Below are 23,147 nucleotides of genomic sequence, written 5' to 3' on the forward strand. Positions count from 1 at the left end.
AAAAAAGAAGGAGACAAACCCGACCTTGACCCCAGCATGAACCGAAATCCATAATCAGAGGTGGCTCACTTCTCGGTGAAAAAACCGGCTCAGTTCTGAGTGAAAATCAACACGGCATAGTCCGCAAACTGCCGCTGTTTGTGCCTTGGCAAAGCGCTGAAGGCGGCGACGAGATAAGCATCAAGCTCGGCTACACTCGCCGAGGCTGCCCATATCTGCGCTTCAGATAGCGGATCGACAAAGGAAGGATGCGGGGCTCCGTAACCGATTGTACGCCGCCCTGCGATAGTCGCGGCTTCCTCTGGTAACGAGAACATGGCCGCCATCGCGACGGCCGCGCGCTCGTTCATTGTCAGGCGCGCAGCCCATATATAGGCTACTCCGCTCCAACTATGGGCATCACCGAGCACAAGTGCATGGAGCATCGTCTTCGACGCACGCCTATAGCGGTCACCGGTCAGATCCAACGACATGATAAGCCGCCTCCCACTGCTCCTGGAGCAGCTCCCGCGCACGGCCGGCCTTCTCCTCGATCGTCTCCAAGAGGGCGAACAGGGAGGATGCGCCTGGAATATCCGGCCCCAGCATCTGCCGTTGCAGCATCACATCGATCGCAGCGGCCGCCACACCCTCAATAATCATGACGACATCATCGGTCTTTTCATGCGCATCGCGGTATTTGTCGGTGATGCTCATGCTTCACCGCCTTTCGGAAGGTTGACCCATTCCGAGCCGGACGAAAGCCTCTCCGCGATCTGGGACATGGCGACAAGCAAGGCCGCGAGATCCCATTCCGGACGCTCGCAACAGATACACTCCGCGAGCTCGCACAGCCCAGAGAGCGTGACCGCATCTGAATGGAGCTCGTCGAAATTCCGATAGGGCGCGCTCATGCCAGCCCCTCCCGCGCATCGAGCCAGGTCAGGACATCGGCCTCTTTCCAGTAGCGGAGGCGCCCGATGTAGATCGGCTTCGGGAAGTTCATCTCCGGGGAGTTGAGCCAGCGATAGATGGTCATCGAAGACACGTTTCCGCAAAGATTGCGCACGGCATGGATGCCGATACGCTTCCCGTTCAGGTCAGGCCCGAGCGAAAAGGATTGCGATTCAGCGGCCATCATGATGATTTGCCTCCTGATGGTTCACTTGCTGTTCCATCTGCGCAGCGGGGGCGTTACCGCCAAGTTCTTCCCCCGCTGCCTCTTTCAGGATCATTGCGACATGGGTGTTGAACGAACACCCCGCGCGGATCGCTTGGATCTTAAGTTCCTTCAGAAGCTCGTTCGGCAGGCGCAATGTCGTAGATACGACATCACCGCCCGCAAGGTTCTTGAGTGTGGACATGGTTTCCCTAAGTGCTACGTTGATGCAATCATCTTGATTACAATCAAACTGATTGCATTGACTGTCAAGTGGAAAATCATATTGATTGCATTCTTGATGGGGGGCCAATCATGTCAGACCAAAGGTCAGATCAAGGAACAGTTCAGATAGCTTTGCGCATATCTCCAGATCTGCGAGACAGAATTCGGTCGGCAGCTAGTATGAATAATCGTTCTGTTAACAGTGAATTAACTGCCGCACTTGAGGAAAAATATCCAGATAACAACGCAGTAGAAATTCTCAGGCGCTCTTTGGAGGAGATGGCGTCTGTGATATCGAAGTCGCCCGTAAAATATGAGATGACACGAGAGATCAGCGTTGCTGTACGGAATATTCGAAGCCTGATGCGGCAACTAAGTGGCGAGATTATCGAGGCTCAGGCAAAAAGCCTTTTGAAAGACACGCCTCTCCTAAGAATGATGCAGGAAGATGGAAGTGGCGAGGGGGATGGATCTGGAGACGGCGCCGGAACCGCCACTGGCGCAGGAGACGGGGACGGCAGCGGGCGCGGGTAGCGCCATCACGAGGAGACGAACATGTTTTACCCGAAGACATCGGCCGACATTTTCAAGACGTCCTACCAGCTCATGGCGATGGCCGTTGAGGCCCAGGCCGTGATCTGGATGCGCCTCTGGGGCATGGCAGGCGCCTGGAACGTCACCCCAAGCGAGAACCATCGCATGGTCAGCGAGAAGATTGCGGCCGCGATGCAGGCTCAGACGGCGGTGGCCATGGCGATGATGTCCGGAAAGCCGACGGCCAAGGTGGCGGCTGCTGCTATCCGGCCCTATCGCCGCAAAACCTCGTCGAATGTGTCGCGGCTGTCGAAGCGCGGCCCGCACCTGAAAATCTGACAAAATGTCCGATTTGCCCCGACGGACCTCTTGCCGGGCGTCACTCGATACAGTTGCGACGCTTCATTGAATGTTAGGCGGTGATACGCTATATGATATCGCTCAACGGAGGCTAGGCATGTCCAAGAACAGCATCATCGTTCGCGCAGATTGGGATCCGGAAGCCAACGTGTGGGTTGCAACCAGCGCCGATATTGACGGGCTGGCGATCGAGGCCGAGACGATCGAAGCCCTGTATCCCAAGCTGCAAAGCGCGCTCGCCGATCTGATCGAACTCAACGGCTTCCCCACCGATGGCGGCGATGTTCCCGTCCACGTCATGGCGGATCGACTCATGCGCGTCAGCACCGCCGCCTGAGAATGGCAGGCTTCTATCGTGATCTGATCGCGGTCCTTGCAGCGGCAGGATGCTATCTTGTCCGTCCCGGCAAAGGGGATCACGAAATCTGGTTCAGCCCCATCAATCAGAAACACTTCACGGTCGATCACGGCACGAAATCGCGTCACACCGCCAATGAGTCGTTGAAGCAGGCCGGGCTGCCCAAGCAATTCTAACCCATGATCTGCACTACGTTATCCGGCTTTCCCTCCACCAGCGACAGGACATAGCCCGCCCAGGCATCTAGGGCCTGTCGCTTTTCGCCGGCATAGTCGTGGCGCTGGTACACCGCCACGATGCCCGCGCCCGTGCCGGAGATGTGGTTCAGCACCGCCTCAGTGACACGCACCGGGATGCCAAGCCGGGCCATTCCGGTTGCGGCCGTCCGCCTCAGGTCGTGCCAAGTCCAGTGCGGGATCTCGACAGGCTCGCCGCGCTCTTTCTCGGCCGCCGCACGCATGCGCTTGGCAATGGCATTCTGAGCTCGGGAGAGGCCGCTGACGCGCGTGGTTCCGGTCGTGGTGAGGATATATCCGAAAGGCCCGTCAACGCGCTCCGCGCCCGCCAGAAGCGCGCACACGGCTGGTGAGAGGGGCACGTCATGGGCGCGCCGGTTCTTCGTGCGATCGGCTGACAGGTGCCACAGGTCTCCGCGGATCTCTGCCGTTGAGATACGGGTGACTTCGCCCTCCCGCTGGGCTGTGAGCAACAGCAGCTTGCCCATCAGTCCGAAGGGGTAGCCGGTTTCGTCGCAGGCTTGCCAGAACCACCGGATTTCATCATCGCTCAGGGCCCGGGCGCGCGGCCGTTCTTTCGCCACAGGTCTCATTCTGGCGATTGGGTTCACTTCGAGCACATCACGCTCGATGCACCAGTTCAAGAAGGTCTGGAAATAGGTTCGGACGCGGTTCGCCGTGACCCCTCGGCCAGAGTCCGCAATTTCCTCCAGCAGGTCGATCAGGTCGCGCCGGGTGATACTCTTTACGTCGCGATCGCCGAGCTTCGGCAGAACGTTCCGGGATATCTGTCGCTTCTGCTCTCCGCCTGATCGCAGGTTGGCCAGGTGGCGCTTTTCGTAGAGCGCAAATAGGGCGCGAACCGTGTCCCGATCCCGTTCATCTTCTGAGGCCTTTGCGGTCTTCTTTGCCGCCGCGGGGTCTGAGCCACTCTGAAGGCGCTCAAGCGCATCGGTCGCGGCTCCGCGCGCGTCCGCCACCCCCATGAGCGGCCAGCGCCCAAGGGTCAGTTTTGCGGGCTTGCCGTGAAACCGATAGCGCAGCGCCCATGACTTCGAGCCGCTTGGTTGCACCACCAGATAGAGCCCGGAGAGTGCCGGGTCGGGGATCTCGTATCGCTTCGCGGGGTCTGGCTTTGCAGCCTCAACCGCCTTTGTCGTCAGTGCTCGCGCCATATACAGTCAGTCCTGCGGGGTAACACAGGGGTAACAGATTCGCGCGTATCGCGTCGTTACGTCCTGTTGCTAACATTCCGCAACATCGCGCATATTTCTATTGTTTTCAAGGTGGATAGGGCGCTTCAAATGTTCTTGGCCGTTATGTCGCGATATGTCGAAAAATCTGTTTTGGGTACAGTAGGTCGTGAGTTCGAATCTCGCCGCCCCGACCAATTCACTCAGATGGTTCTAGAAAATCCCTCCGCTCAAAGGCTTTTCCTGTGTTTGTGGCGGAGTATGGTGATGCCTGAGGAGGCCGCGAAGCCGATGTGGGCCGGGCGGCCGGCTCGTGCCGACTGCGGCCGTGGCTGCAACCGGCCGTCAGGCGGGTGTTGGGGTTCACGAGGTCGTAGCCGTGCAGGTTTCGCGCAGATCTGCTGCCGTCTCAGGCCCAGAGCACGCTGCGGTCGATGTCGGAAAGCCGCCGCCGCCCGGTGAGCGCCATCGCAACCTCCAGCTCCGCACGCAGGATCGAGAGCATATGCGCCACGCCCGCGGCCCCGCCCACCGCCAGTGCATGGATCTGCGGCCGCCCGATCAGAACCGCATCCGCGCCGAGCGCCAGCGCCTTCAGCGCATCGGTGCCGCGCCGGATGCCGCCATCGGCCAGAACCGGAATGCGCCCGGCGATCCGCGCCGCTACCACGGGCAGGGCGTCGGCGGTGGCGGGCAGGGTATCGAGCGCCCGGCCGCCGTGGTTCGAGACGATCACCCCATCCACACCCGCCTGCACCGCGAGATCCGCATCATGCCCGGAGAGGATGCCCTTCAGCAGCAGCGGCAGGCGGGTCTGCGCGCGCAGCCAGCGGATGTCGTCCCAGCGGGGGGCTGCGTCCATCAGGCCCAGGAACACGCCGGCCCGCCCTGGCGCCGTGCGGACGGCGGCCGGGGCATAGCCTTCCAGGTTCACCGCCCGGAGCCCGTCCGGCAGGGCGAAGCCCGCCCGCGCCTCCATGTTGCGCAGCCCGGTCACCGGCGCATCCACCGTCACCACCAGCGCGCGGTACCCCGCAGCCTCGGCGCGGCGCAGCAGATGCAGCGTATCGGCGCGCTCGGGCTGCATGTAGAGCTGGAACCACAGCGGCCCCTGGGCGCGCGCCGCGATCTCCTCCAGCCGCAGCCCGGCCTGGGTAGAGACCACCATCAGCCCGCCCGTCGCCGCCGCGCCCAATGCGGTCGCGTGCTCGGCCTCCGGGTGCGCGAGCCCGTGCCAGGCCACCGGCGCCAGCAGGAAGGGATGCTCCAGCGCGAGGCCGAACAGATCGAGCTCCGTTCCGCCGCCGCGCAGATCTGCCAGCACCCGGCTTTCCAGCCGGATCCGGCGCCAGGCCTCGGCATTGGCCGCGGCGGTCAGGCCGTCTGCCCCGGCCCCATCCACATAGGCGCGCACCGGGGCGGGCAGGATCGCCGCGGCATGGCGGGCGTAATCCTCCAGCGCGAAGATATCGGGCGGGATCGCCGCCATCACATCTCGGCCCAGGCCCGGATCAGGTTGTGGTAATGCGCGGTCAGGCCGGTGGCGGCCGGGTCGTCGTCGGGCACCAGCCCGCGCACCCGCATGATCGTGCGGTCGAGGTCATAGAGCATGTGCCGCTGCCAGTCGTCGCGCACCATGGACTGCGCCCAGAAGAAGGAGGCCCACCGCGAGCCGCGCGTCACCGGGCTCACCGAATGCAGCGAGGTGGCGGGATAGACCACGGCATGCCCCGCGGGCAGCTTCACCGCGTGCTGGCCGTAGGTATCGTGCACCACCAGCTCGCCGCCGTCATATTCCTCCGGCGGGGTCAGGAAAATCGTGGTCGAGACATCGGTTCGGATCCGCTGGGCGCTGCCCGGGATCACCCGGATCGAGCCATCGACATGGGCGCCGAAGGTCATGCCGGTGTCGTAGCGGTTGAACATCGGCGGCAGCACATGCAGCGGCAGCGCGGCCGAGGAATAGGTGGCATTGCGCCCGAGCGCGCGCAGTACGATCGCGCCCAGCTCGCGCGCCTCCGGTGCATCGGTCGGGACCTGCAGGTTGTTCTTCACCTTGCCGGCCTGGTCGCCCGCGGTGCGCCGCCCGTCGATCCATTCCGTGCCCTCGAGCACCTGGCGGATATAGGCCACTTCTTCGGGGGTCAGCAGGTCGGGGATGGTCACCAGCATGGTCGGGCCTTTCTGTGTTCCGGGCAGGATAGGCACCCTGCCCGGAAATGTTAAGTGTTTTTGTCGGAAAATATCAGAACCGGTGGTTCAGCGTCACCGCGAAGTTCCGCCCCGCCTCGACGATCACATGCTGGCCCACATGCGAGTCGCTGTAGATCTGCTCGTCCAGAACGTTGTTCACGTTCAGCTGCACCAGCGTGTCCTCGGTCAGCTTGTAGGAGGCCATCAGATCGAGGCGCCAGGTGGCGGGCAGCTCATATTGCGCCGGGGCCGTGGCATTGGGGTTCCAGTAGCTCTGGACCCGCTTGTCGGTATAGGTCGCCCCGCCGCCGAGCGTCAGCGCATCGTCATAGGCATAGGTCGTCCAGAGCGCGAGGCTGTTGCGCGGGATCTTCGTGACCTGCTTGCCGTTCAGATAGCTCTTTACATAGTTCGGCGCATCGGTGGTGCCGATGTTGGTGTAGCCGTTGTCCACATATTTCACGTCCTGATAGGTGTAGCCGGCCGAAACCCCCCATTTCTCGGTGATCTGGCCTGCGACGCCGAGCTCGATCCCCTGCGACCGGGTCTTGCCCAGGTTCTCGGTGGTGCCATCCACATTGGTGACGCGGGCATTGGTCTTCTCGGTCTGGAACAGCGCCGCCGACAGCATCAGCTGATCGTTGAACAGCGCCCATTTGGTCCCGATCTCGTAGGTGTTGGTTTCCTCCGGATCGAGGTTGTCCTGGGTGATCAGTGTATCCGCGGAGGCGTTGCTGAGCGTGCCCGCGCCTTCGCCTGCCGGGCTGGAGGAGGAGGAGATGCTGGCATAGATCCGGCCGTTCTGTGTCGGCTTGAACACCAGCCCGGCGGAGCCGTTCAGCAAGTCCGTGCGCGAGGTGGCGATGGATTCAGGCGTATACACACCGCGCGACACCTGCGCGAAGCTGTGTGCGGTGACCTTGTAGTGGTTGTAGCTGATGCCGAAATTCGCTTCCCATTTCGGATCGAGCTGCACCGTATCGAACAGGTAGAGCGTGCGGCTCTGGGTGGTGCCGATGGAGCTGATCGGGCCGTAGTCATCGGCGTAGGTAAAGGTGCCGTCCCAGGCATCGTTGCTGTTCGGGTTCTCGTAGGGGGCGCTGGCGGCGGTGCTGGGCGTGCCGATGATCTTGCGCGCCGTCGCTTTCGAATTCGAGATATCGACCCCGAGCGCGAAGCTGTGCTGGCGCCCGAACAGGTCGATGTCGCCCGAGAGCTGCGAGTTGAAGGCGGTGGTCTCGTTGTCGCGGTTGGTGCTCTTGTTGCCGCGCGTCACCTGGCCGTCGGCGCCCGAGGTCGGTTGCGTCACATAGTATTTCGTCTTGTCCTTGCCGTGGCGCAGGGTGGTGCTCCACGTCAGGCTGTCCGAAAACGCATGGTCGAGCCGCAGATAGCCCGAGGCATTGGAGCGGTCGCCGAAATCGCGGTCCTGCAGGCCATAGAACGTGTCGGTTGCCACATCCACCGGCAGGTAGGGGTCCGAGACCGTGCCCGAGCCGCGGGCATACTCCGCGGGCGTATCCGCCGTGGTCATCGGGATGCCGTAATCGGGCATGTCCTTGTTACGGTAGTAATACAGGCCCACGGTCAGGCTGGTCTGCTCGGTCAGGTCGTAGCGGAAGCTCGGCGCGATGCCGTAGCGCTCCGACGTGACGCCTTCGCGGCCGCCGAGGTCGTTGGCGTCCTGATACATCAGGTTCAGGCGGGCGCCGATACGGCCGGTGCCGCGGTTGCTGTCGAGCGTTACGCGCTTGTAATCGCCGGTGCCGAAGGAGAGCGAGCTGCGGTCGAAGCTGCCTTCCTGCGGCGCCTTGGTCACGAGGTTGATCGTGCCGCCGCCGCCGCCCGCGCCCATCACTGCGCCATCGGAGCCGCGGGTGATCTCGATCGATTCCAGGTTGAACGATTCATAGCTCGTGCGCGACGAGTTCCGGATCCCGTCGATCATGATGTCGTTCGCGGCATTGAAGCCGCGGATATAGGGGATGTCGCCCGCGGGCGTGCCGCCTTCGCCGGCCTGCAGCGTGATGCCGGGCGTGGTGCGCAGCACATCTTGCAGCGAGGTCGCGCCGCGCTCCTCGATCTGCCGCTCGGTGATGACGGTGACGGATTTGGGGGTATCGAGCAGCGGCGCAGTGGCCTTGCCATTGGCGCTTTTCTCGAGGGTATAGCTGGTCTCGGCGCTTTTCTCGTTGCCGGAGACGAGCAGCGGATCGAGCTGCACGGCATCTTGTGCAAAAGCGGGTGCGGCGCTGAGCGCGAGCACCGGCAGCAGCCCGAGCGTCGGGCGCAGCAGCGCGGATTCAGTGGGTCTTTCGGGGCGGGTCGGATGGTCCATGAACAACGGCTCCCAGTTTGAACAGCAAGGACCGCCGCGGGCGCGGCGGGGTGGGGAGGCGTGCTGGCTTTTGGCTGGCGAGCGGGGCCGAAACGGTGTTTTCGGCGCATTTCCAAGGCCGTCCCTACCGTCTTGTCGCAAAATGTCAACGACTCTCTTCGCGGATTCGTCAGCGCGGGTGAGCATTTCGTGATCGGCGCCCAGCCCCGGATCGGCCGCAAGCAGGCCCTGCCGCGTTATAAGTTGACTGTTTTTATATAGATTGATACCCGCGGGGCAGGCAAACCGGAGGCTGCGATGACCGACCCCGTCCAGATCTGGCCAGAAGAGCTGGCCGCGCGTTACCGCGCGAAGGGCTATTGGCAGGGAGAGACCTTCGGGCAGCTGCTCGACCGGCTGGAGCGCAGCTTCGGCCCGCGCGTGGCGGTGGTCGATCGGGAGCAGCGCTGGAGCTATGCCGAGCTGGCGCGGCGTGCCCGTGTGGCGGCGCGCGGATTTCGCGATCTGGGCCTCGCGCCCGGGGACCGGGTTCTGGTGCAGGTGCCGAACCGGGCCGAGTTCCTGGCGGTGGTGTTCGGGCTGTTTTACGCCGGGCTGGTGCCGGTCTATGCGCTGCCCGCGCACCGCGAAACCGAAGTGCTGCATCTGGCGCGCAAATCGCAGGCCCGCGCCTATGTCTGTGCCGATCGGCACGAGGGCTTCGATTATCTGCCGCTCGCGCGTCAGCTCCGTGCCGAAGGGGTGGAGGCTGTCGTGGTGATTGGCGATGCGGCGGAGTTCACGCCGCTGGAAACCGAAGGCGCGGGCCTCGCAGCCCCCGCGCCGCGCGATCCGGGCGCGGTTGCTTTCCTGCAGATCTCGGGCGGCTCCACCGGCCTGCCGAAGCTGATCCCGCGCACGCATGACGACTACATCTACAGCTTCCGTGCCTCGGCCGAGATCTGCGGCCTCGGCCCCGACAGCGTCTATATGGTGGCGCTGCCGGCCGCGCATAATTTCCCGATGTCCTCTCCGGGCTTCTTCGGGGCGCTGATCGTGGGCGCCCGCGTGGTGATGGCGCCGAACCCCGCGCCCGAGACCTGCTTCGCCCTGATCGCGGCAGAGGGGGTGACCCATGTCGGGCTGGTGCCGCCGCTGGCGCTGATGTGGATGCAGGCCGCGCCGCGCAGCCGGCACGACATTTCCAGCCTGCAGGTGCTGAACGTGGGCGGCGCGAAATTCATGCCCGAAGCGGCGGCGCGGGTGCGCGGCGCGCTCGGCTGTACCTTGCAGCAGGTGTTCGGCATGGCCGAGGGGCTGGTGAACTACACCCGGCTCGATGACCCGGAAGAGACCATCATCGCCACCCAGGGCCGCCCGATCAGCGCCGATGACGAGATCCTGATCCTCGACGACGAGGGCCAGCCGGTGCCCGAGGGCACGCCCGGCAACCTGCATGTGCGCGGGCCCTACACAATCCGCACCTATCACGAGGAACCCTCCGCGAATGCGCGCAGCTTCACCGCGGACGGGTTCTACCGCACCGGCGATGTGGTCCGCCGTCTGCCGGGCGGCTACCTGGAGGTGCGCGGCCGCGCGACCGACCATATCAACCGCGCCGGCGAGAAGATTTCGGCCGAGGAGGTGGAGGACCACCTGCTGGCCCATCCCGGCGTGTTCGATGCGGCCGTGGTCTCGATGCCGGACCGGTTTCTGGGCGAGCGCAGCTGCGCTTTCGTCGTGCTCACCGACCCCGCGCTGAGCGTGCGCGAGCTGAAGGCCTTCGTGCGCGCCCGCGGCATCGCCGAATTCAAGGTGCCCGATCAGATCGTCTTCGTGCCGGAATTCGCCACCACCGCCGTGGGCAAGATCAGCCGCAAGGCGCTGCGCGCGGCGCTGAAGGAAAAATTCCTGGAAGAGGGAGCCTCCGCATGATCACGTTCGACCGGATGCGCGCCGATGTCGCCGCTGCGCTCGACATGGCGCCCGAGGCGCTGGCGCCCGAGGACAATCTCTACGATCTGGGGCTCGATTCCATGCGGCTGATGGCGCTGGTCATGGAATGGCAGGAGCAGGGCGTGGAGCTGGATTTCGGCCTGCTGATGGAGCGCCAGACGGTAGGCGCCTGGTGGGATGCGGTCGCTGCGGGGCGCGCCGGTGCGTGATACCGCGCCGCAGCTGCGCCCGCTGACCGAAGCGCAGGAGGGGCTGTGGTATGCGCAGGCGCTGGACCGCGGCAACCCGATCTTCAATGCCGGGCAATATATCACGCTGACGGGCCCGCTGGACGTGGCGGCCTTTGCGGCGGCCCATGCCGAGGCGGTGGCGCAGAGCCCGGCGCTCGCGCTGCGCTTCGGGCTGCGCGAGGGGCGGCCGGTGCAATGGCTGGCCGCGCCGCCGGAGCTGCGGATCGTGGCGGCGACGGAGGCCGAGGCCCATGCGCAGATGGCGGCCGACAGCAGCCGCGCGATCGACCTCGCCACCGAGCCCGCTGCAGCCTTCACGCTGTTCGTGCTCGGGCCGGAGCGGCACCTGTGGTATGAGCGCATCCACCATCTGGCGGCCGATGGCTATGCTTTCGTGCTGTTCACGAACCGGGTGGGGGAGCTTTATTCCGCGCGGATACAGGGCCGCCCTGCGCCCGCGCCCCTGGCCGCGCTGGGGCAGGCCTTCGAGGCGGATGCCGCCTGGCGGGCATCAGAGCAGCGGGCCGGGGACCAGGCCTTCTGGCGCGCAGAACTGGGCGGGCTCGAATCTGTGGCAGGCCCCGCCGAGGGGCGCGCAGTGACCGCGCGCCGCTTCGACCGGGCGCGGCTGGATCTCCCGGCGGAATTCTGCGCGGCGCTGCGGGCGCGGGCCAAGCAGGCGGGCGTGGGCTGGCCCGATCTGCTCTCGGTGCTGACGGCGGCCTATTTTTCGCGGGTATCGGGGGAGGGCGCGCGGGTGTTCGGCCTGCCGTTCATGGCGCGGATGGGCACGCCGGTGGCGCGCGTGCCCTGCATGTGGATGAATGTGCTGCCCTGGCGCTGCGACCCGGACGAGGACCGGCCGCTCGATGAGGTGCTGGCCGAGGCCGCGGCGCATATGGCCCGGCTGCGCCGCCATGGGCGCTACCGGTCGGAGCAGCTGCGCCGCGACCTGCGCCGCACCGCGATCGATGCGCGGCTCTATGGCCCGCTGATCAACGTGCAGCCCTTCGACCTGCCGCCGCGGTTCGCGGGGCTGGGGGCGGAGCTGCATATCCTGAGCGCAGGCGCGGTGGACGATCTCACCGCCACCTTCCGCGGCGATGCGGTTGCGGGCCTGTCGCTGGAGATCGACAGCAACCCGGGGCTCTATAGTCCACAGGCGGGCGCGGCGCATCTGCAGCGGCTGGCGGGCTTCCTGCGCGCGGGGGTGGCGGCGGAGCGGCTGGCCCAGGTGCCCACGCTCGGCGCCGGGGAGCTGGGCTGGCTGGAGGCGCTGAACGCCACCGCGCATCCGCTGCCCGAAACCACGCTGAGCGCGCTGATTACCGCGCAGATGGCGCGCACTCCGGATGCCCCGGCGGTGCACTATGAAAATACTGTGCTGAGCTATGCCGAGCTCGACCGGCGTTCGGGCGCGCTGGCGGCGGCGCTGCGGGCGCGGGGGGCAGGGCCGGGGGCGGTGGTGGCGGTGGCGCTGCCGCGCTCCGAGCATCTCGCTGTGGCGCTGGTCGCGGTGTTGCGGGCAGGGGCGGCCTATGTGCCGCTCGATCCCGAGAACCCGCCCGCGCGGCTTCAGGCGCTGATCGCGCGCACGGGTGCGGTGGCGGTTCTGGCGGAGCCGGGCTTCCCGGGCGGCGCTTTCGCCCCTGCGCAGTGGCCCACCGAAGGCGCGGCGCCCGAGCCTGTGGCTGGGCCGGATGACCTCGCCTATATCCTCTTCACCTCCGGCTCCACCGGCGAGCCGAAGGGCGTGATGATCGAGCACCGCGCCATCGTGAACCGCCTGCTGTGGATGCGGGAGCATTACGGCTTCGGCCCCGATGACCGGATCTTGCAGAAAACCCCCACCACCTTCGATGTCTCGGTCTGGGAGCTGTTCCTGCCTTACTTGTGCGGCGCGACGCTGGTCTTCGCGCCGCCCGGCGCGCACCGCGACCCGGCGGCGATTGCGGCGCTGGTGCGCGGGCAGGGGATCACCACGATGCATTTCGTGCCCTCCATGCTTTCGGCCTTCCTGGAGGCGCCGGCCTCCGAAGGGCTCCGCCTGCGCCGCGTGTTTTGTTCGGGCGAGGCATTGGGCGCGAGCCACCGCGCCCGCTTCCATGCGCGGATCGAGGCGGAGCTGCACAACCTCTATGGCCCGACCGAGGCCGCGGTGGATGTGAGCTTCTGGGAGGCCGGGCCGCGCGATACCTCGGACCCGATGCCGATCGGCCATCCGATCTGGAACACACAGCTGCGGGTGCTGGATGCGCGGATGCGCCCGGTGCCCCCCGGGGTGCGGGGGGGGCTGTGGCTCGGCGGCGTGCAGCTGGCGCGCGGCTATCTCGGCCGGGCGGACCTCACGGCGGAGCGCTTCGTGCAGACGCCGTTCGGGCGGCTCTATGATACCGGCGACGTGGCGATGCTGCGGCCCGATGGGGCGGTGGTCTATCTGGGCCGGGCCGATCATCAGGTGAAGATCCGCGGCATGCGCATCGAGCCCGGCGAAATCGAGGCCGCGATCCGCGAGACCGGCCTTGTGCGCGATACGGTCGTGATCGCACGCGCCGATGGCGGCGAGGCGCGGCTGGTGGCCTATGTGCTGGCGGATCCGGGCTTTGCCCCGGCGGCGCTCACGGCGGAGCTGGCCGGGCGGCTGCCCGCGCATATGGTGCCCGCGGCGGTGGTGGCGCTGGAGGCCTGGCCGATGACGGTCTCGGGCAAGCTCGACCGCAAGGCGCTGCCCGCGCCGGTGCTGGAAATGGCCCGGGGCACGCCGCCCGAAGGGCCGGTGGAGGCGCGGCTGGCGGGGCTGTTCCGCGAGGTGCTGCACCTGCCGCAGCACCCGGGCCGCGAGGGGGATTTCTTCGCGCTTGGCGGCGATTCCCTCTCGGCGGTGTCGCTGATCCTGCGCATCGACGAGGTCTTCGGGCGCGATCCGGGCCTCGGCCAGCTGTTCGAGACGCCCACGGTGGCCGGTCTTGCGCGGGCGATGTCGCTTGCGGAGGAGGCGCGCGCGGGCCTCGCGCCGATGCTGTCGCTCGGGGCCGGGGCGGGCGCGCCGCTGTTCATCCTGCACCCGGCGGGGGGGCTCGGCTGGGGCTATCGCAGGCTCGCGCGGGCGCTGCCGGGGCACCCGGTCTGGGCGGTGCAGTCGCCGCTTCTGGAGGGCGGCGCCTTCCCCGAAAGCCTGCGTGCGCTGGCCGCGGATTATGCCGGGCGGATCGCGGCCGCCCATCCCGCGGGCCTGGTCCATCTGGCGGGCTGGTCCGTGGGCGGCATCCTCGCGCAGGAAGTCGCGGTGGAGCTGCGCGCGGCCGGGCGCGAGGTGGGCCTTCTGGCGCTGCTCGATGCCTATCCGGCCGAATGCTGGCGCGCGGAGCCGGAGCCCGATCCCGTTGCGGCGCTGCGGGCGCTGCTGGCCATCGCCGGGCATGACCCCGATGCGCACCCCGAGCTGGCTACGCGCGAGGCGGTGGTGGCCTTCCTGCGCCAGGGCGCGACGGCGCTCGGCAGCCTGCCGGAGCCCGTTCTCGATGCGGTCGTGCGGCTGGTGACGGGGACGAACCGGCTCATCCGCGCGCACCGGCACCGGCGCTATGATGGGCCGCTGCTGCATGTGCGGGCGGCGCGCGATCATGCCGGGCGCGGCTTCGTCTCATCGCTCTGGGCGCCGCATGCGGCCCGGGTGGAGGCGCTGGACCTGCCGCTCCTGCATCCGGAAATGGTGTCTCAGGCGGCGGCCGACCGGCTCGGCCCGCTGTTCGCGGAGATCATGGCGCGGCCGCGAGGCTGAGCGCTGCGGGCAGCGAGGCGGGCAGCGTCGCGATATGCACGGCCCCCGGATAGATCTGCAGCCGCAGATCGACCCCGGGCCGTGTGCGCAGCTGCCCGGCGGCCGCCAGAGTGAGCGGCGGCGGCCCGGCGGGCGCCTCGCCCGAGCCGGTGCGCTTCTCGCTGTCGCCCATCGCTATCAGCACCGGCGTGCCGGGCGCCAGCGTGACCCGCGCGATCATCTCCTGCGCCAGCGCTTCGGACCACCAGATCGAAGGGCTGATCGCCGCATAGCGCGCGAAGGCCCCGGGCGCCTGCGCCATCACCTGCAGCGCACAGAGCCCTCCCAGCGAATGGCCCCAGAGCATCCGCCGCACCGGGTCCACCTGGACCCCGGCCTCGGCCTCCTGCCGCAGCGCGCCGATGAGCCGCGCGATGAAGCCGGGGCCGCCCCCGGCGATCCGGCCTTCGTGATGCGGGTCGGGCCAGCTCTGGCCATCCGGGGTAGGGGTGTAATCGAACACCCGCTCCGCGCGGGCGAACTGCTGCTCGGTGGCATAGCCGATGCCGATCACCGCCAGATCGGGCACCTGCGCCAGCAGATCCACCGTCAGGAAATCGAAGGCGGCGATGCCGTCCAGCATATAGAGCACCGGATGCGGCCCGCGCGCCGCACGCGGCACCGCGCGGAACAGCCGATAGGGCGCCCCGCCCGGAAGGTTCGGCGCGGCGGCGGCGGTGAAGCTCTCCACCCGATGCGTGGCACAGGGCAGGTGCAGGATATCGAGCGTGGCCTTGCGGCCCTTATGCGGCGGGAGCGGTTCGGTCATGTCCGATACGGATTGATGTTGACAATAGTAGTCAACTAAAATCACTTGCGCCCGACTGCAATATCCGGAGATGGACCACCATGCACAAAGCCCTGATGGCCATCTTTCTCGTTCTGTGTGCGGCGCTGCCGCTGCGGGCCGAAATCCGGGCCACGGATCTGGCCGGGCGGGAGGTGGTGCTGCCCGCGCCCGCGCAGCGCATCGTGCTGGGCGAGGCGCGGCATCTGGCGGTGCTGGGGATCCTGATGCCGGATCCGGCGGCGCGGGTGGTGGGCTGGCGCGAGGACAAGGGCCTCGATCCGGCGACGCTCGCGGCCTACCGGGCGAAATTCCCCGAGGTGGCGCAGATCGCCGCCGTGGGGGCGGGCAACCGGCAGATTTCGGTCGAGCAGGTGATCACGCTGGCGCCCGATCTGGTGCTGCTGAGCCTGATGGATGCGAAGGACCCGCAGATGGCGATGCCGCTGCAGCAGCTGGAGGCGGCGGGCATCCCGGTGGCCTTCGTGGATTTCTTCACTCGCCCGCTGGAGCATACGTTGCCCAGCCTGCGCCTGATGGCCCGGCTGACCGGAACCGAGCCCCGCGCCGAGGAATTTGCGGCCTTTTACAGCGCGCATATGGCGCCCATCGCCGCGCGGCTGGCTGCGGCGCAGGCCGCGGCGCCCCGGGTGTTCGTCCATGTGCATTCGGCGCCGGTGAATTGCTGCGCCACCGTCGGCCCCGGCGTTTTTGATGATTTCGTGGCGGCCGCGGGCGGGCACAATATCGGGCGCGAAACGGTGCCGGGGGTGATGGGCAATGTCGGGCTGGAAAACCTGCTCGCGGCCGACCCGGATGTATATCTGGCCACCGGAGGGGCGCATATGGCGGCACGGGGCGGCTTCGTCGTCGGCGTGGGCGCCGCGCCCGAAACCGCGCAGGCGAGCTTCCGCGCGCTGGTCTCGGCGCCGGGCCTCGCCGATCTGCGCGCGGTGCGCGATGGCCAGGCCTATGGCATCTGGCACCTGTTCAACGATTTCCCGGCCCATGTCGCGCTGGTGGAATATCTCGCGCGGGCCTTCCACCCCGACCTGTTCGCCGATCTGGAGCCGGATGCGACCATGGCCGAATTCGAGCGCCGCTTCTCCCCGGTGCCGCTGAGCGGCACATGGTGGGTGAAATGACGGGACTGATCGCCGCGCACCGGGCCCGGCTTCGGCGGCGGGCGCTGCTGGTGGGGCTGCTGGGGCTGGGTGCGCTGGCATCGGTGCTGCTCGATCTGGTCTCCGGGCCTTCGGGCCTGCCGCTCGGGCAGGTGATCGGGGCGCTGGCGGGCGCCGAGGACGTGCCCCGCGCGGCGCAGGTGATCGTCTGGCAGGTGCGCCTGCCGGTCGCGCTGATGGCGCTTCTGGTCGGCGCGGCGCTCTCGGTCTCGGGGGCGGAGATGCAGACGGTGCTGGATAATCCGCTGGCCGAGCCCTTCACCCTCGGGGTCTCGGCCTCGGCCGCGCTCGGCGCGGGGGTGGCGATCGTGCTTGGGCTCTCGCTGCCGGGGCTGCCCGCGATATGGGGGGTCTCGGCCAATGCCTTCCTGTTCGCTCTGGGCGCGCTCGGGCTTCTGCAAATGGCCTCGGCCCTGCGCGGGGGCGGCACCGAAGTGGTGATCCTGCTCGGCATCGCGGTCAATTTCACCGCCGCGGCGGTGCTGGCGCTGGTGCAGTTCGTCGCCTCGCCGGATGCGCTGCAGCAGCTGGTGTTCTGGACGATGGGCAGCCTCACCAATGCGCGCTGGCAGGGGATCTGGCTGGTGGCTGCGGTGCTGGCGCTGTGCCTGCCGTTCTCGGTGGCGGCGGCCTGGCGGCTGACGGCGCTGCGGCTCGGGGCCGAGCAGGCGCGGGGCTTCGGCGTGGATGTGGAGCGGCTCCGGCGCTGGACACTGGTGCGGGTGAGCCTGCTTGCGGCCGCGGCCGTGTCCATGGTGGGGGTGATCGGCTTCGTGGGCCTTGCCGGGCCGCATATCGCGCGCCTCGCCGTGGGCGAAGATCACCGCTTCCTCCTGCCGGCGAGCCTGTTCACCGGGGCGCTGCTGATGTCGCTCGCCTCGGTCGCCTCGAAGCTTCTGGTGCCGGGGATCCTGCTGCCGGTGGGCATCGTCACTTCGCTGGTGGGGCTGCCGGTGTTCTTCCTGCTGGTGCTGCGGCGCGGGGGGCGGGCATGACGCTGGAGATCCGCGATCTGAGCGTCCTGCGCGGCGCGCGGCGGGTGATCGGCGGGCTCAGCCTGCCGCCTTTCCAGCCTGGCGAATTCGCGGTGATCGCGGGGCCGAATGCGGCGGGCAAATCCACGCTGCTGCGCGCGATCGCGCGGCTGCTGCCCGCCAGCGGCCATGTGGCGCTGGACGGGGCGGATCTCGCCCAGCTGCCGCGGGCCGAGCTCGCGCGCAGGGTCGGCTTCATGCCGCAGAGCCTGGAGGCGCGCTCGGGGCTGAGCGTGCTCGACAGCCTCCTCGTCGCGCTCAATGCCGGGGGCGGCATGACTCGTGCGGCGGTCGGCGGGGTTGCGCGGGCGGAGGCGGTGCTGGCGCGCTTCGGGCTCAGTGAGCTCGCCTTGCGCCCGCTGGAGGCGCTCTCGGGCGGGCAGCGGCAGGCGGTCGCGCTGGCGCAGGCGATGATCCGCGACCCGCGGCTTCTGCTTCTTGATGAGCCCACCTCCGCGCTGGACCTCGCGCGGCAATACACCCTCCTGCGGGAGGCTCGCGCGCTTGCGCGCGAGGGGCGGATCGTGATCGCGGTGCTGCACGACCTGGCGCAGGCCGCGCAATGGGCGGACCGGATCGTGATGCTGTCGGGCGGGGGGCTGGCGGCCTCGGGCGCGCCCGGTGAGGTGCTCACGCCCGATCTTCTGGCGCGGGTCTACGGGATTTCCGCGCGCGTGGAGCATTGCTCGCGCGGGCGGCTGGTGGTGATGGTGGATGGCCCTGCGGAGGACTAGATGACGATGCGCGATACTGAAGCGGCCTATGGCCCGGTCACCCGCCTGCTGCACTGGGGCATCGCCGCCCTGATCCTGTGGCAGTTCCTCGGCATGGGGCTGCGGCTCATCTTCGGGCGCACGCCCCTCGTAAGCTTCTTCGTCGGCAGCCATCAGCCGGTGGGGCTGGTGCTGTTCGTGCTGATCGTGGTGCGGGTGCTCTGGGCGCTGGCGAACCGGGGCCGTCGGCCGCCGCATGCAGGCGCGCTCGGGCGCGCCGCGCGGCTGGGCCATGGCGCGCTCTATGGGCTGATGCTGGTGGTGCCGGCGGTGGCGCTGCTGCGCGCCTGGGGCGGCGCGCGCGGCTTTGCGCCCTGGGGCATCCAGATCTTCGCGCCACGGGCCGAGGGGGCGGAGATCACCTGGGCGGTCGATCTCGCCGGGCTGCTGCATGGCGAGCTGGCCTGGGTCCTGGGCGCGCTGGTGCTCGGGCATGTGGCGATGGTCGCGCTGCACGAGCGGCTCTGGCACGACGGGACGCTTTCGCGCATGCTCGGGCGGCGCTAGGCGCGCCCGGCTTCGGCCTCCAGCTGCGTGAGGATCGGCGTTTTGGCGCGCCAGGCATCGTACCAGGCGGGCACCGCATCGCCAAAGAATTCCGCGCCCACGGTGCGTACGGGGAAGCCCGCGGCCTCGATCTGGCTGCGATAGGTGGTGTCGATGCCCTGATAGGCATCGAGGATCTCGGTGAGGCTCGCCTGCACCTCGGCGCCCACGAGCGTGCGGACCTCCTCGGGCAGGGTCTTCCAGCGCCGCCCGGAGGCCACGGCCAGCATCGGGAACATCATGTGGTTCGAGGCCAGCATCTCTTGCGCGAGGTCGAAATAGCGGCTGTTCCAGGTGCCCTCGAAGTCGATCTGCATGCCGTCGATCTGGCCATTGGCCAGCGCATCATAGAGGGCGGGCAGCGGCAGCGGCGTCGGCGTGGCGCCGGTGCGGCTCCAGAAATCGAGCTCCTGCGGCAGCGGCAGGGCGCGGATCTTGCGCCCGGCGAGATCGGCGCCGGTGGCGGCCGGCTTGCGCAGCAGCGTCTGGCGCATGCCCGCCAGCCCGAAGCCGAGCCCCACCAGCCCGAGCGCTGCGGTGCGCGCGAGCAGCGTGCCCGCCGCGGGCTTCTCCAGCAGCCTGCGCGCGGCCGCGATATCGGGCACCAGATAGGGCGCGAGCAGCGCGCCGAATTCCGCATCGCGGTTCGCGAATTCGCCGATGGTGAGGAAGGCAAGGTCGAGCGCGCCGGTCTGCAGCTGCTGCAGCATCTGCGATTCCGAGCCGAGCTGGCCCGCGGGCAGCACGCTGAGCGCCACCGCGCCCTGCGTGCGCTCCGTGATGCGCGCGGCAAGGGCTACGGCGGATTTGCTCCACTGATGCGCGGGCGGCGTGATCAGCCCGATCCGCAGCGCGGTGCCCTGCGCGAGGGCGGGGCGCGCCAGCATCAGCCCGGCGGCGGCGAGGAAGGTTCTGCGATACATGGGGTGTCTCCCTAGAGGACAGGCCAGAGCGAGATTGCCAGCAGCACGGCGAAGGCCGCGGCGAGATAGGGGGTGAGGGCGGAGGCGACCTTGCCGGGGCTGAGGCCCGACAGGCTCGCGGCGGCAAAAAGCGCTGCGCCGACCGGGGGGGTGAGCAGGCCGAGCGACAGGTTGATGCTGATGACCACGCCGAGGTGGATCGGGTCGATGCCATAGTGCTGCGCGAGGGGGGTAACGACGGGCACGACGAGGAGGAGCGCCGGGATCGGCTCCAGCACGGTGCCGATCACGATCAGAAGCACATTGAGCAGCAGCATGAAGCCCACGGCCGAGCTTGCCGCCTGCGCCAGCACGCCGGCCACGCGGGCGGGCAGGTCCGCATAGGCCAGCACCCAGCCCACCAGCTGCGCCGCAGCCACGAGAAACAGCACCACCGCCGCGCCGAGAGCCGCACGGGTGAACAGCCCGGGCAGATCCGCGAGGCGCATCTCGCGGTGCACGCAGAGCCCGAGCAGGAGCGCGATCAGCGTGCCGATGCCGCCGGCCTCGGTGGGCGTGGCAAAGCCGGTCAGGATGGAAATGACGATGAAAAGAGGGATCAGGGCGGAGGGGAGCGCCGCGCGCAGCGCCCGGCGCCGGGTGCCCGGAAGTGCCGGCGGCGCGACGGGGTAGGGCACGCGCCGCGCCCGCACCGCGATTACCACGAAGAACGCAAGCGCCATCAGTGCACCCGGAACCAGCCCTGCCGTGAACAGCGCACCGATCGGGACCTGGGCAATGACGCCATAAAGGATGAACATCATCGAGGGCGGGATCACCGGAGCGAGCAGCGCGCCCGCGGCGGTGATCGCCACGGCATCGCTGCGCGGATAGCCCGCCTTCTCCATTTCGGGGACGATCATCCGGATCATGACCGTGAGCTGCGCCACGGTGGAGCCGAGGATCGCCGCCAGCATCACATTGGCGACGAGGCTGACATGGCCGAGCCCGCCGCGCACCGGCCCGACCAGCACCGCCGCCAGCCCGACGAGGCGCCGCCCCGCGCCCGAAAGGCTCATCGCCTCGCCGAGCAGGATGAACAGCGGCAGCGCCAGCAGGCCGTAGCTGTCGATCCCGGCGATGAGCTGCTGGGGCAGGCTGTCGAGCAAGATGGCATCGCCACCGGCGAGGATGATCACCACCGCCGTGAGCGCCAGCGCGACCGAAATCGGCACCGCCGCCAGCATCAGCCCGGAGAGGGAGAGAAGCCCGATCATGCGCGCCGCCCGGCCAGATGCGCGAGGCTGTGCAGCGTGCCGCCGAGGGCGAAGAGGGGCAGCACCAGCCAGACCCAGACCTTGCGCAGGCCGAGCGTCTGGGTCGGCTCCAGCCAGATGAAATTGAAGCTCTCCTGCGCCAGCGCCTCGGCGGAGCCCGCGCGGAGGAGACCGGGCAGGTCGAACCAGCGCCAGACGAGCACGCAGAGCCCGAGAAAGGCGAGCAGCACCACCGCATCGGCGAGCCACTGCAGCCGGCGCCGCCCGGCGGGGCCGAGGCGCTCGGGGAGGTAGTCCATCGCCATGTGGCCGCGCTGCCCGAAGAGGGCGGAGGCGCCGAGGAAGGCGCCCCAGGTCATGGCGGCGATGGCGGCCTCGTCCGCCCAGAGGAGCGGCGCGCCGAGATAGCGCAGCACCGCCCCGAGCACGCAGATGACGAGCGTGGCCGCCGCCATCAGCCCCGCGGCCCCGGCCTCCAGCCGCGCAAGGCCGGCACTGAGGCGCAGGAGCACCGGGCCCGCCTGCGCAGGCGCATCGAGGCGGCGGGCCAGGCTCATTTCTTCGGAACGATCCGCCAGATCTGGTCGCCTTCACTGTCGTCCTGGCCGCGGGCCTTGTTCACCGCATAGACGGTGCCATCGGCGGTGACGATGCCATGGTTCGGGAAGGAGCCCGCATCGAGGTTCGCGACCAGCGCGCCTGAAGCGCCATCCACCACGGCGATGGAATCCGAGCCGCGGTTCATCACATAGGCATGGCCGGTCAGCGGATCGAAGAGCGCGTTCAGCGCCTGCGCGCCCACCGGGGTGTCGAAGGCCACAGTGCCGGTCTTGCCATCGAGGCCGACCAGATCGTCGCTGCCCTGGGAGGCCACGAAGATGCGATCCGCCTTCGGATCATAGGCGATGCCCGAGGCCCGCACCGCGCCCGGCACGGAGAGGATCTCGGCCGCTCCGGTGGCGAGATCGATCCGCGCGACCTCCGGGGTGGAGAGCGAAACCGCATAGAGCCGGTTCGATGCCGCATCGAGCGTGAGGCTGAGCACGGTGAAGCGCTCGCCGCGGACCTTGGAGGCGATGCTGATCGGCGCGAGCGGCTCCAGCGTCTTGGTGTCGAAGACCATGACCTGATTGCCCATCGCGGCGCTGGCATAGGCGCGGCCGTGGACCGGGTCGATCACCACGTCGCGCGCATGCAGCACGGTGCCCGCCGGGAACTGCTTCACCAGCGACAGGTCCTTCTGCGCATAGACGGCGACCGTGTCCTGCCGCGTATTGGACACCCAGATCGTGTCGTTCGCATCATCCACGGCGATGCCATAGACGGCATAGGGCAGGGCGGGGCGCTCGCCCTCGGCGGGCGCATCCGCGGGGGTGGCCTCGGCAATCACCTTCAGGCTCTTCGGGTCGAGCTTCAGGAGCTTCGAGGCGATCTTCGGCGGGCGGCCCGCGGCGGAGGTGACGAACAGCGCGTCGTTCTTCGCGCTGTAGCCGACCTGATAGAGGCCCGGGGCCACCTTGCTGGCGGTGATGTCGTAGCGTTCGGCGCCGGAGAACGGGATCTTCGGCGAGATCTGCAGCTCGATCACATCGGCGCTGTCGGGCTTCGTGGTCTGCACGACGATGGGCTGCAGCCCGGTCGCGGCTTCGGCGGGGAGATCGAAGCTGAAGCTGAACCCGCCCTTGTCATCGGCCTTCAGCCCCTCGGGAGACAGCCGGGTCTGACCGCGCAGCACGGTGATCTCCTGCTGCGGGGCGAAGCCGCGGCCCTCCGCCGTCACCGGCGCGCCGCTATAGGCCGGGGTGCCCTTTTCGCCCGAGAACCGCACCGTGCCGGTGAAGGGGGCGGGCGTGTCGAACACCGGCCCGGCGAAGGCCGCGCTGCTGGCGAGCAGCGCCGCGAGCGACAGGACCGCGGCGATACGGGGGGCGATACGGGAGGAGAGAAGCTGAGCCATGATGATCCTTCATGCGTGTCGGACCGTGGCTGGCGAAACGGCAGGGTGTCGCGGGCTGGGACTGCGAGCGCTTTTACATGGCTGAGAGTTATTGTCAACAAATCGCATCCGCAGGTATCCGGGATGC

The 23,147-nt window shown here is 68.1% G+C and carries 25 protein-coding genes; 11 read left to right on the forward strand and 14 right to left on the reverse strand.

Features of this window, described 5'->3' with window-relative positions; genetic code table 11:
- Positions 1-89: 89 nt before the first annotated feature.
- The 5 genes from ACOMG5_RS14255 to ACOMG5_RS14275 form a co-directional block, all read right to left on the reverse strand.
- Entirely contained in the window at positions 90-473 is a 384-nt protein-coding gene (locus ACOMG5_RS14255) for a hypothetical protein (RefSeq protein ID WP_420344468.1), read from the reverse strand.
- On the reverse strand, positions 451-696 hold the full coding sequence (locus tag ACOMG5_RS14260) for a hypothetical protein (RefSeq protein WP_420344469.1): 246 nt from the start codon (positions 694-696) through the stop codon (positions 451-453). The genes ACOMG5_RS14255 and ACOMG5_RS14260 overlap by 23 nt, the downstream gene beginning before the upstream one ends.
- Positions 693-893 (reverse strand): hypothetical protein, encoded by a 201-nt coding sequence (locus ACOMG5_RS14265; RefSeq protein ID WP_420344470.1) that lies wholly within the window; start codon positions 891-893, stop codon positions 693-695. Before ACOMG5_RS14265 ends, ACOMG5_RS14260 begins: the two co-directional genes overlap by 4 nt.
- A complete protein-coding gene (locus ACOMG5_RS14270) occupies positions 890-1,018 on the reverse strand; it encodes a helix-turn-helix transcriptional regulator (protein WP_420344471.1) in 129 nt (42 codons plus the stop codon). The genes ACOMG5_RS14265 and ACOMG5_RS14270 overlap by 4 nt, the downstream gene beginning before the upstream one ends.
- Before the next feature lie 88 nt (positions 1,019-1,106).
- Positions 1,107-1,343 carry a hypothetical protein gene (locus tag ACOMG5_RS14275; protein WP_420344472.1) on the reverse strand — a complete coding sequence of 79 codons (237 nt, stop codon included), beginning with the start codon at positions 1,341-1,343 and terminating at the stop codon, positions 1,107-1,109.
- 110 nt (positions 1,344-1,453) lie between these two features.
- Here ACOMG5_RS14275 and ACOMG5_RS14280 point away from each other — a divergent pair, with 110 nt between their 5' ends.
- The 4 genes from ACOMG5_RS14280 to ACOMG5_RS14295 all read left to right on the forward strand — a co-directional run bounded on the left by ACOMG5_RS14280 (position 1,454) and on the right by ACOMG5_RS14295 (position 2,791).
- The gene (locus ACOMG5_RS14280) at positions 1,454-1,897 is read left to right on the forward strand and encodes an Arc family DNA-binding protein (RefSeq protein WP_420344500.1); all 444 of its coding nucleotides are present in this window, start codon (positions 1,454-1,456) and stop codon (positions 1,895-1,897) included.
- Between the two features lie 21 nt (positions 1,898-1,918).
- A complete protein-coding gene (locus ACOMG5_RS14285; RefSeq protein ID WP_420344473.1) occupies positions 1,919-2,236 on the forward strand; it encodes an antifreeze protein in 318 nt (105 codons plus the stop codon).
- A 118-nt stretch (positions 2,237-2,354) separates the two neighbouring features.
- The gene (locus tag ACOMG5_RS14290; protein WP_420344474.1) at positions 2,355-2,594 is read left to right on the forward strand and encodes a DUF1902 domain-containing protein; all 240 of its coding nucleotides are present in this window, start codon (positions 2,355-2,357) and stop codon (positions 2,592-2,594) included.
- 2 nt (positions 2,595-2,596) lie between these two features.
- The gene (locus ACOMG5_RS14295) at positions 2,597-2,791 is read left to right on the forward strand and encodes a type II toxin-antitoxin system HicA family toxin (protein WP_420344475.1); all 195 of its coding nucleotides are present in this window, start codon (positions 2,597-2,599) and stop codon (positions 2,789-2,791) included.
- Here ACOMG5_RS14295 and ACOMG5_RS14300 read toward each other — a convergent pair.
- The 4 genes from ACOMG5_RS14300 to ACOMG5_RS14315 form a co-directional block, all read right to left on the reverse strand.
- Complete coding sequence (locus ACOMG5_RS14300; RefSeq protein ID WP_420344476.1) at positions 2,788-4,026, reverse strand: tyrosine-type recombinase/integrase; 1,239 nt, start codon at positions 4,024-4,026, stop codon at positions 2,788-2,790. The two genes, ACOMG5_RS14295 and ACOMG5_RS14300, sit on opposite strands and share 4 nt — an antisense overlap.
- Before the next feature lie 427 nt (positions 4,027-4,453).
- A complete protein-coding gene (locus ACOMG5_RS14305; RefSeq protein WP_420344477.1) occupies positions 4,454-5,533 on the reverse strand; it encodes an alpha-hydroxy acid oxidase in 1,080 nt (359 codons plus the stop codon).
- On the reverse strand, positions 5,533-6,216 hold the full coding sequence (locus ACOMG5_RS14310) for a Fe2+-dependent dioxygenase (protein ID WP_420344478.1): 684 nt from the start codon (positions 6,214-6,216) through the stop codon (positions 5,533-5,535). The genes ACOMG5_RS14305 and ACOMG5_RS14310 overlap by 1 nt, the downstream gene beginning before the upstream one ends.
- A 73-nt stretch (positions 6,217-6,289) precedes the next feature.
- A complete protein-coding gene (locus tag ACOMG5_RS14315; RefSeq protein ID WP_420344479.1) occupies positions 6,290-8,575 on the reverse strand; it encodes a TonB-dependent receptor in 2,286 nt (761 codons plus the stop codon).
- A gap of 297 nt (positions 8,576-8,872) precedes the next feature.
- On the opposite strand from ACOMG5_RS14315, the gene ACOMG5_RS14320 reads away from it, so the two are divergent.
- The 3 genes from ACOMG5_RS14320 to ACOMG5_RS14330 are packed head-to-tail and all read left to right on the forward strand — an operon-like array spanning position 8,873 to position 14,521.
- Positions 8,873-10,489 (forward strand): (2,3-dihydroxybenzoyl)adenylate synthase, encoded by a 1,617-nt coding sequence (locus ACOMG5_RS14320; protein ID WP_420344480.1) that lies wholly within the window; start codon positions 8,873-8,875, stop codon positions 10,487-10,489.
- On the forward strand, positions 10,486-10,719 hold the full coding sequence (locus ACOMG5_RS14325; protein ID WP_420344481.1) for a phosphopantetheine-binding protein: 234 nt from the start codon (positions 10,486-10,488) through the stop codon (positions 10,717-10,719). Before ACOMG5_RS14320 ends, ACOMG5_RS14325 begins: the two co-directional genes overlap by 4 nt.
- Positions 10,688-14,521, forward strand: coding sequence for an amino acid adenylation domain-containing protein (locus ACOMG5_RS14330; RefSeq protein WP_420344482.1), 3,834 nt, complete (start codon positions 10,688-10,690; stop codon positions 14,519-14,521). Before ACOMG5_RS14325 ends, ACOMG5_RS14330 begins: the two co-directional genes overlap by 32 nt.
- Here ACOMG5_RS14330 and ACOMG5_RS14335 read toward each other — a convergent pair.
- Positions 14,499-15,329, reverse strand: a complete 831-nt coding sequence (locus tag ACOMG5_RS14335) for an alpha/beta hydrolase (protein WP_420344483.1) — start codon at positions 15,327-15,329, stop codon at positions 14,499-14,501. The two genes, ACOMG5_RS14330 and ACOMG5_RS14335, sit on opposite strands and share 23 nt — an antisense overlap.
- 95 nt (positions 15,330-15,424) lie before the next feature.
- On the opposite strand from ACOMG5_RS14335, the gene ACOMG5_RS14340 reads away from it, so the two are divergent.
- From ACOMG5_RS14340 to ACOMG5_RS14355, 4 genes are read left to right on the forward strand one after another with little or no spacing between them, the layout of a single operon-like run.
- Positions 15,425-16,492 carry an ABC transporter substrate-binding protein gene (locus ACOMG5_RS14340; protein WP_420344484.1) on the forward strand — a complete coding sequence of 356 codons (1,068 nt, stop codon included), beginning with the start codon at positions 15,425-15,427 and terminating at the stop codon, positions 16,490-16,492.
- Positions 16,489-17,526 carry a FecCD family ABC transporter permease gene (locus ACOMG5_RS14345; protein WP_420344485.1) on the forward strand — a complete coding sequence of 346 codons (1,038 nt, stop codon included), beginning with the start codon at positions 16,489-16,491 and terminating at the stop codon, positions 17,524-17,526. The genes ACOMG5_RS14340 and ACOMG5_RS14345 overlap by 4 nt, the downstream gene beginning before the upstream one ends.
- Complete coding sequence (locus tag ACOMG5_RS14350; RefSeq protein WP_420344486.1) at positions 17,523-18,299, forward strand: ABC transporter ATP-binding protein; 777 nt, start codon at positions 17,523-17,525, stop codon at positions 18,297-18,299. The genes ACOMG5_RS14345 and ACOMG5_RS14350 overlap by 4 nt, the downstream gene beginning before the upstream one ends.
- Positions 18,300-18,845, forward strand: coding sequence for a cytochrome b (locus ACOMG5_RS14355; RefSeq protein WP_420344487.1), 546 nt, complete (start codon positions 18,300-18,302; stop codon positions 18,843-18,845).
- Here ACOMG5_RS14355 and ACOMG5_RS14360 read toward each other — a convergent pair.
- The 4 genes from ACOMG5_RS14360 to ACOMG5_RS14375 are packed head-to-tail and all read right to left on the reverse strand — an operon-like array spanning position 18,842 to position 23,020.
- Entirely contained in the window at positions 18,842-19,807 is a 966-nt protein-coding gene (locus tag ACOMG5_RS14360) for a TRAP transporter substrate-binding protein (protein WP_420344488.1), read from the reverse strand. The genes ACOMG5_RS14355 and ACOMG5_RS14360 overlap by 4 nt on opposite strands.
- Before the next feature lie 11 nt (positions 19,808-19,818).
- A complete protein-coding gene (locus tag ACOMG5_RS14365; RefSeq protein WP_420344489.1) occupies positions 19,819-21,063 on the reverse strand; it encodes a TRAP transporter large permease in 1,245 nt (414 codons plus the stop codon).
- Positions 21,060-21,620: a TRAP transporter small permease gene (locus ACOMG5_RS14370; protein WP_420344490.1), complete on the reverse strand. Its 561-nt coding sequence runs from the start codon at positions 21,618-21,620 to the stop codon at positions 21,060-21,062. The genes ACOMG5_RS14365 and ACOMG5_RS14370 overlap by 4 nt, the downstream gene beginning before the upstream one ends.
- Positions 21,617-23,020 (reverse strand): hypothetical protein, encoded by a 1,404-nt coding sequence (locus ACOMG5_RS14375; protein ID WP_420344491.1) that lies wholly within the window; start codon positions 23,018-23,020, stop codon positions 21,617-21,619. Before ACOMG5_RS14375 ends, ACOMG5_RS14370 begins: the two co-directional genes overlap by 4 nt.
- Positions 23,021-23,147 lie beyond the last annotated feature (127 nt).

The sequence above is a fragment of the Paenirhodobacter sp. genome (assembly GCF_041916475.1).
Taxonomy (GTDB): domain Bacteria; phylum Pseudomonadota; class Alphaproteobacteria; order Rhodobacterales; family Rhodobacteraceae; genus Rhodobacter.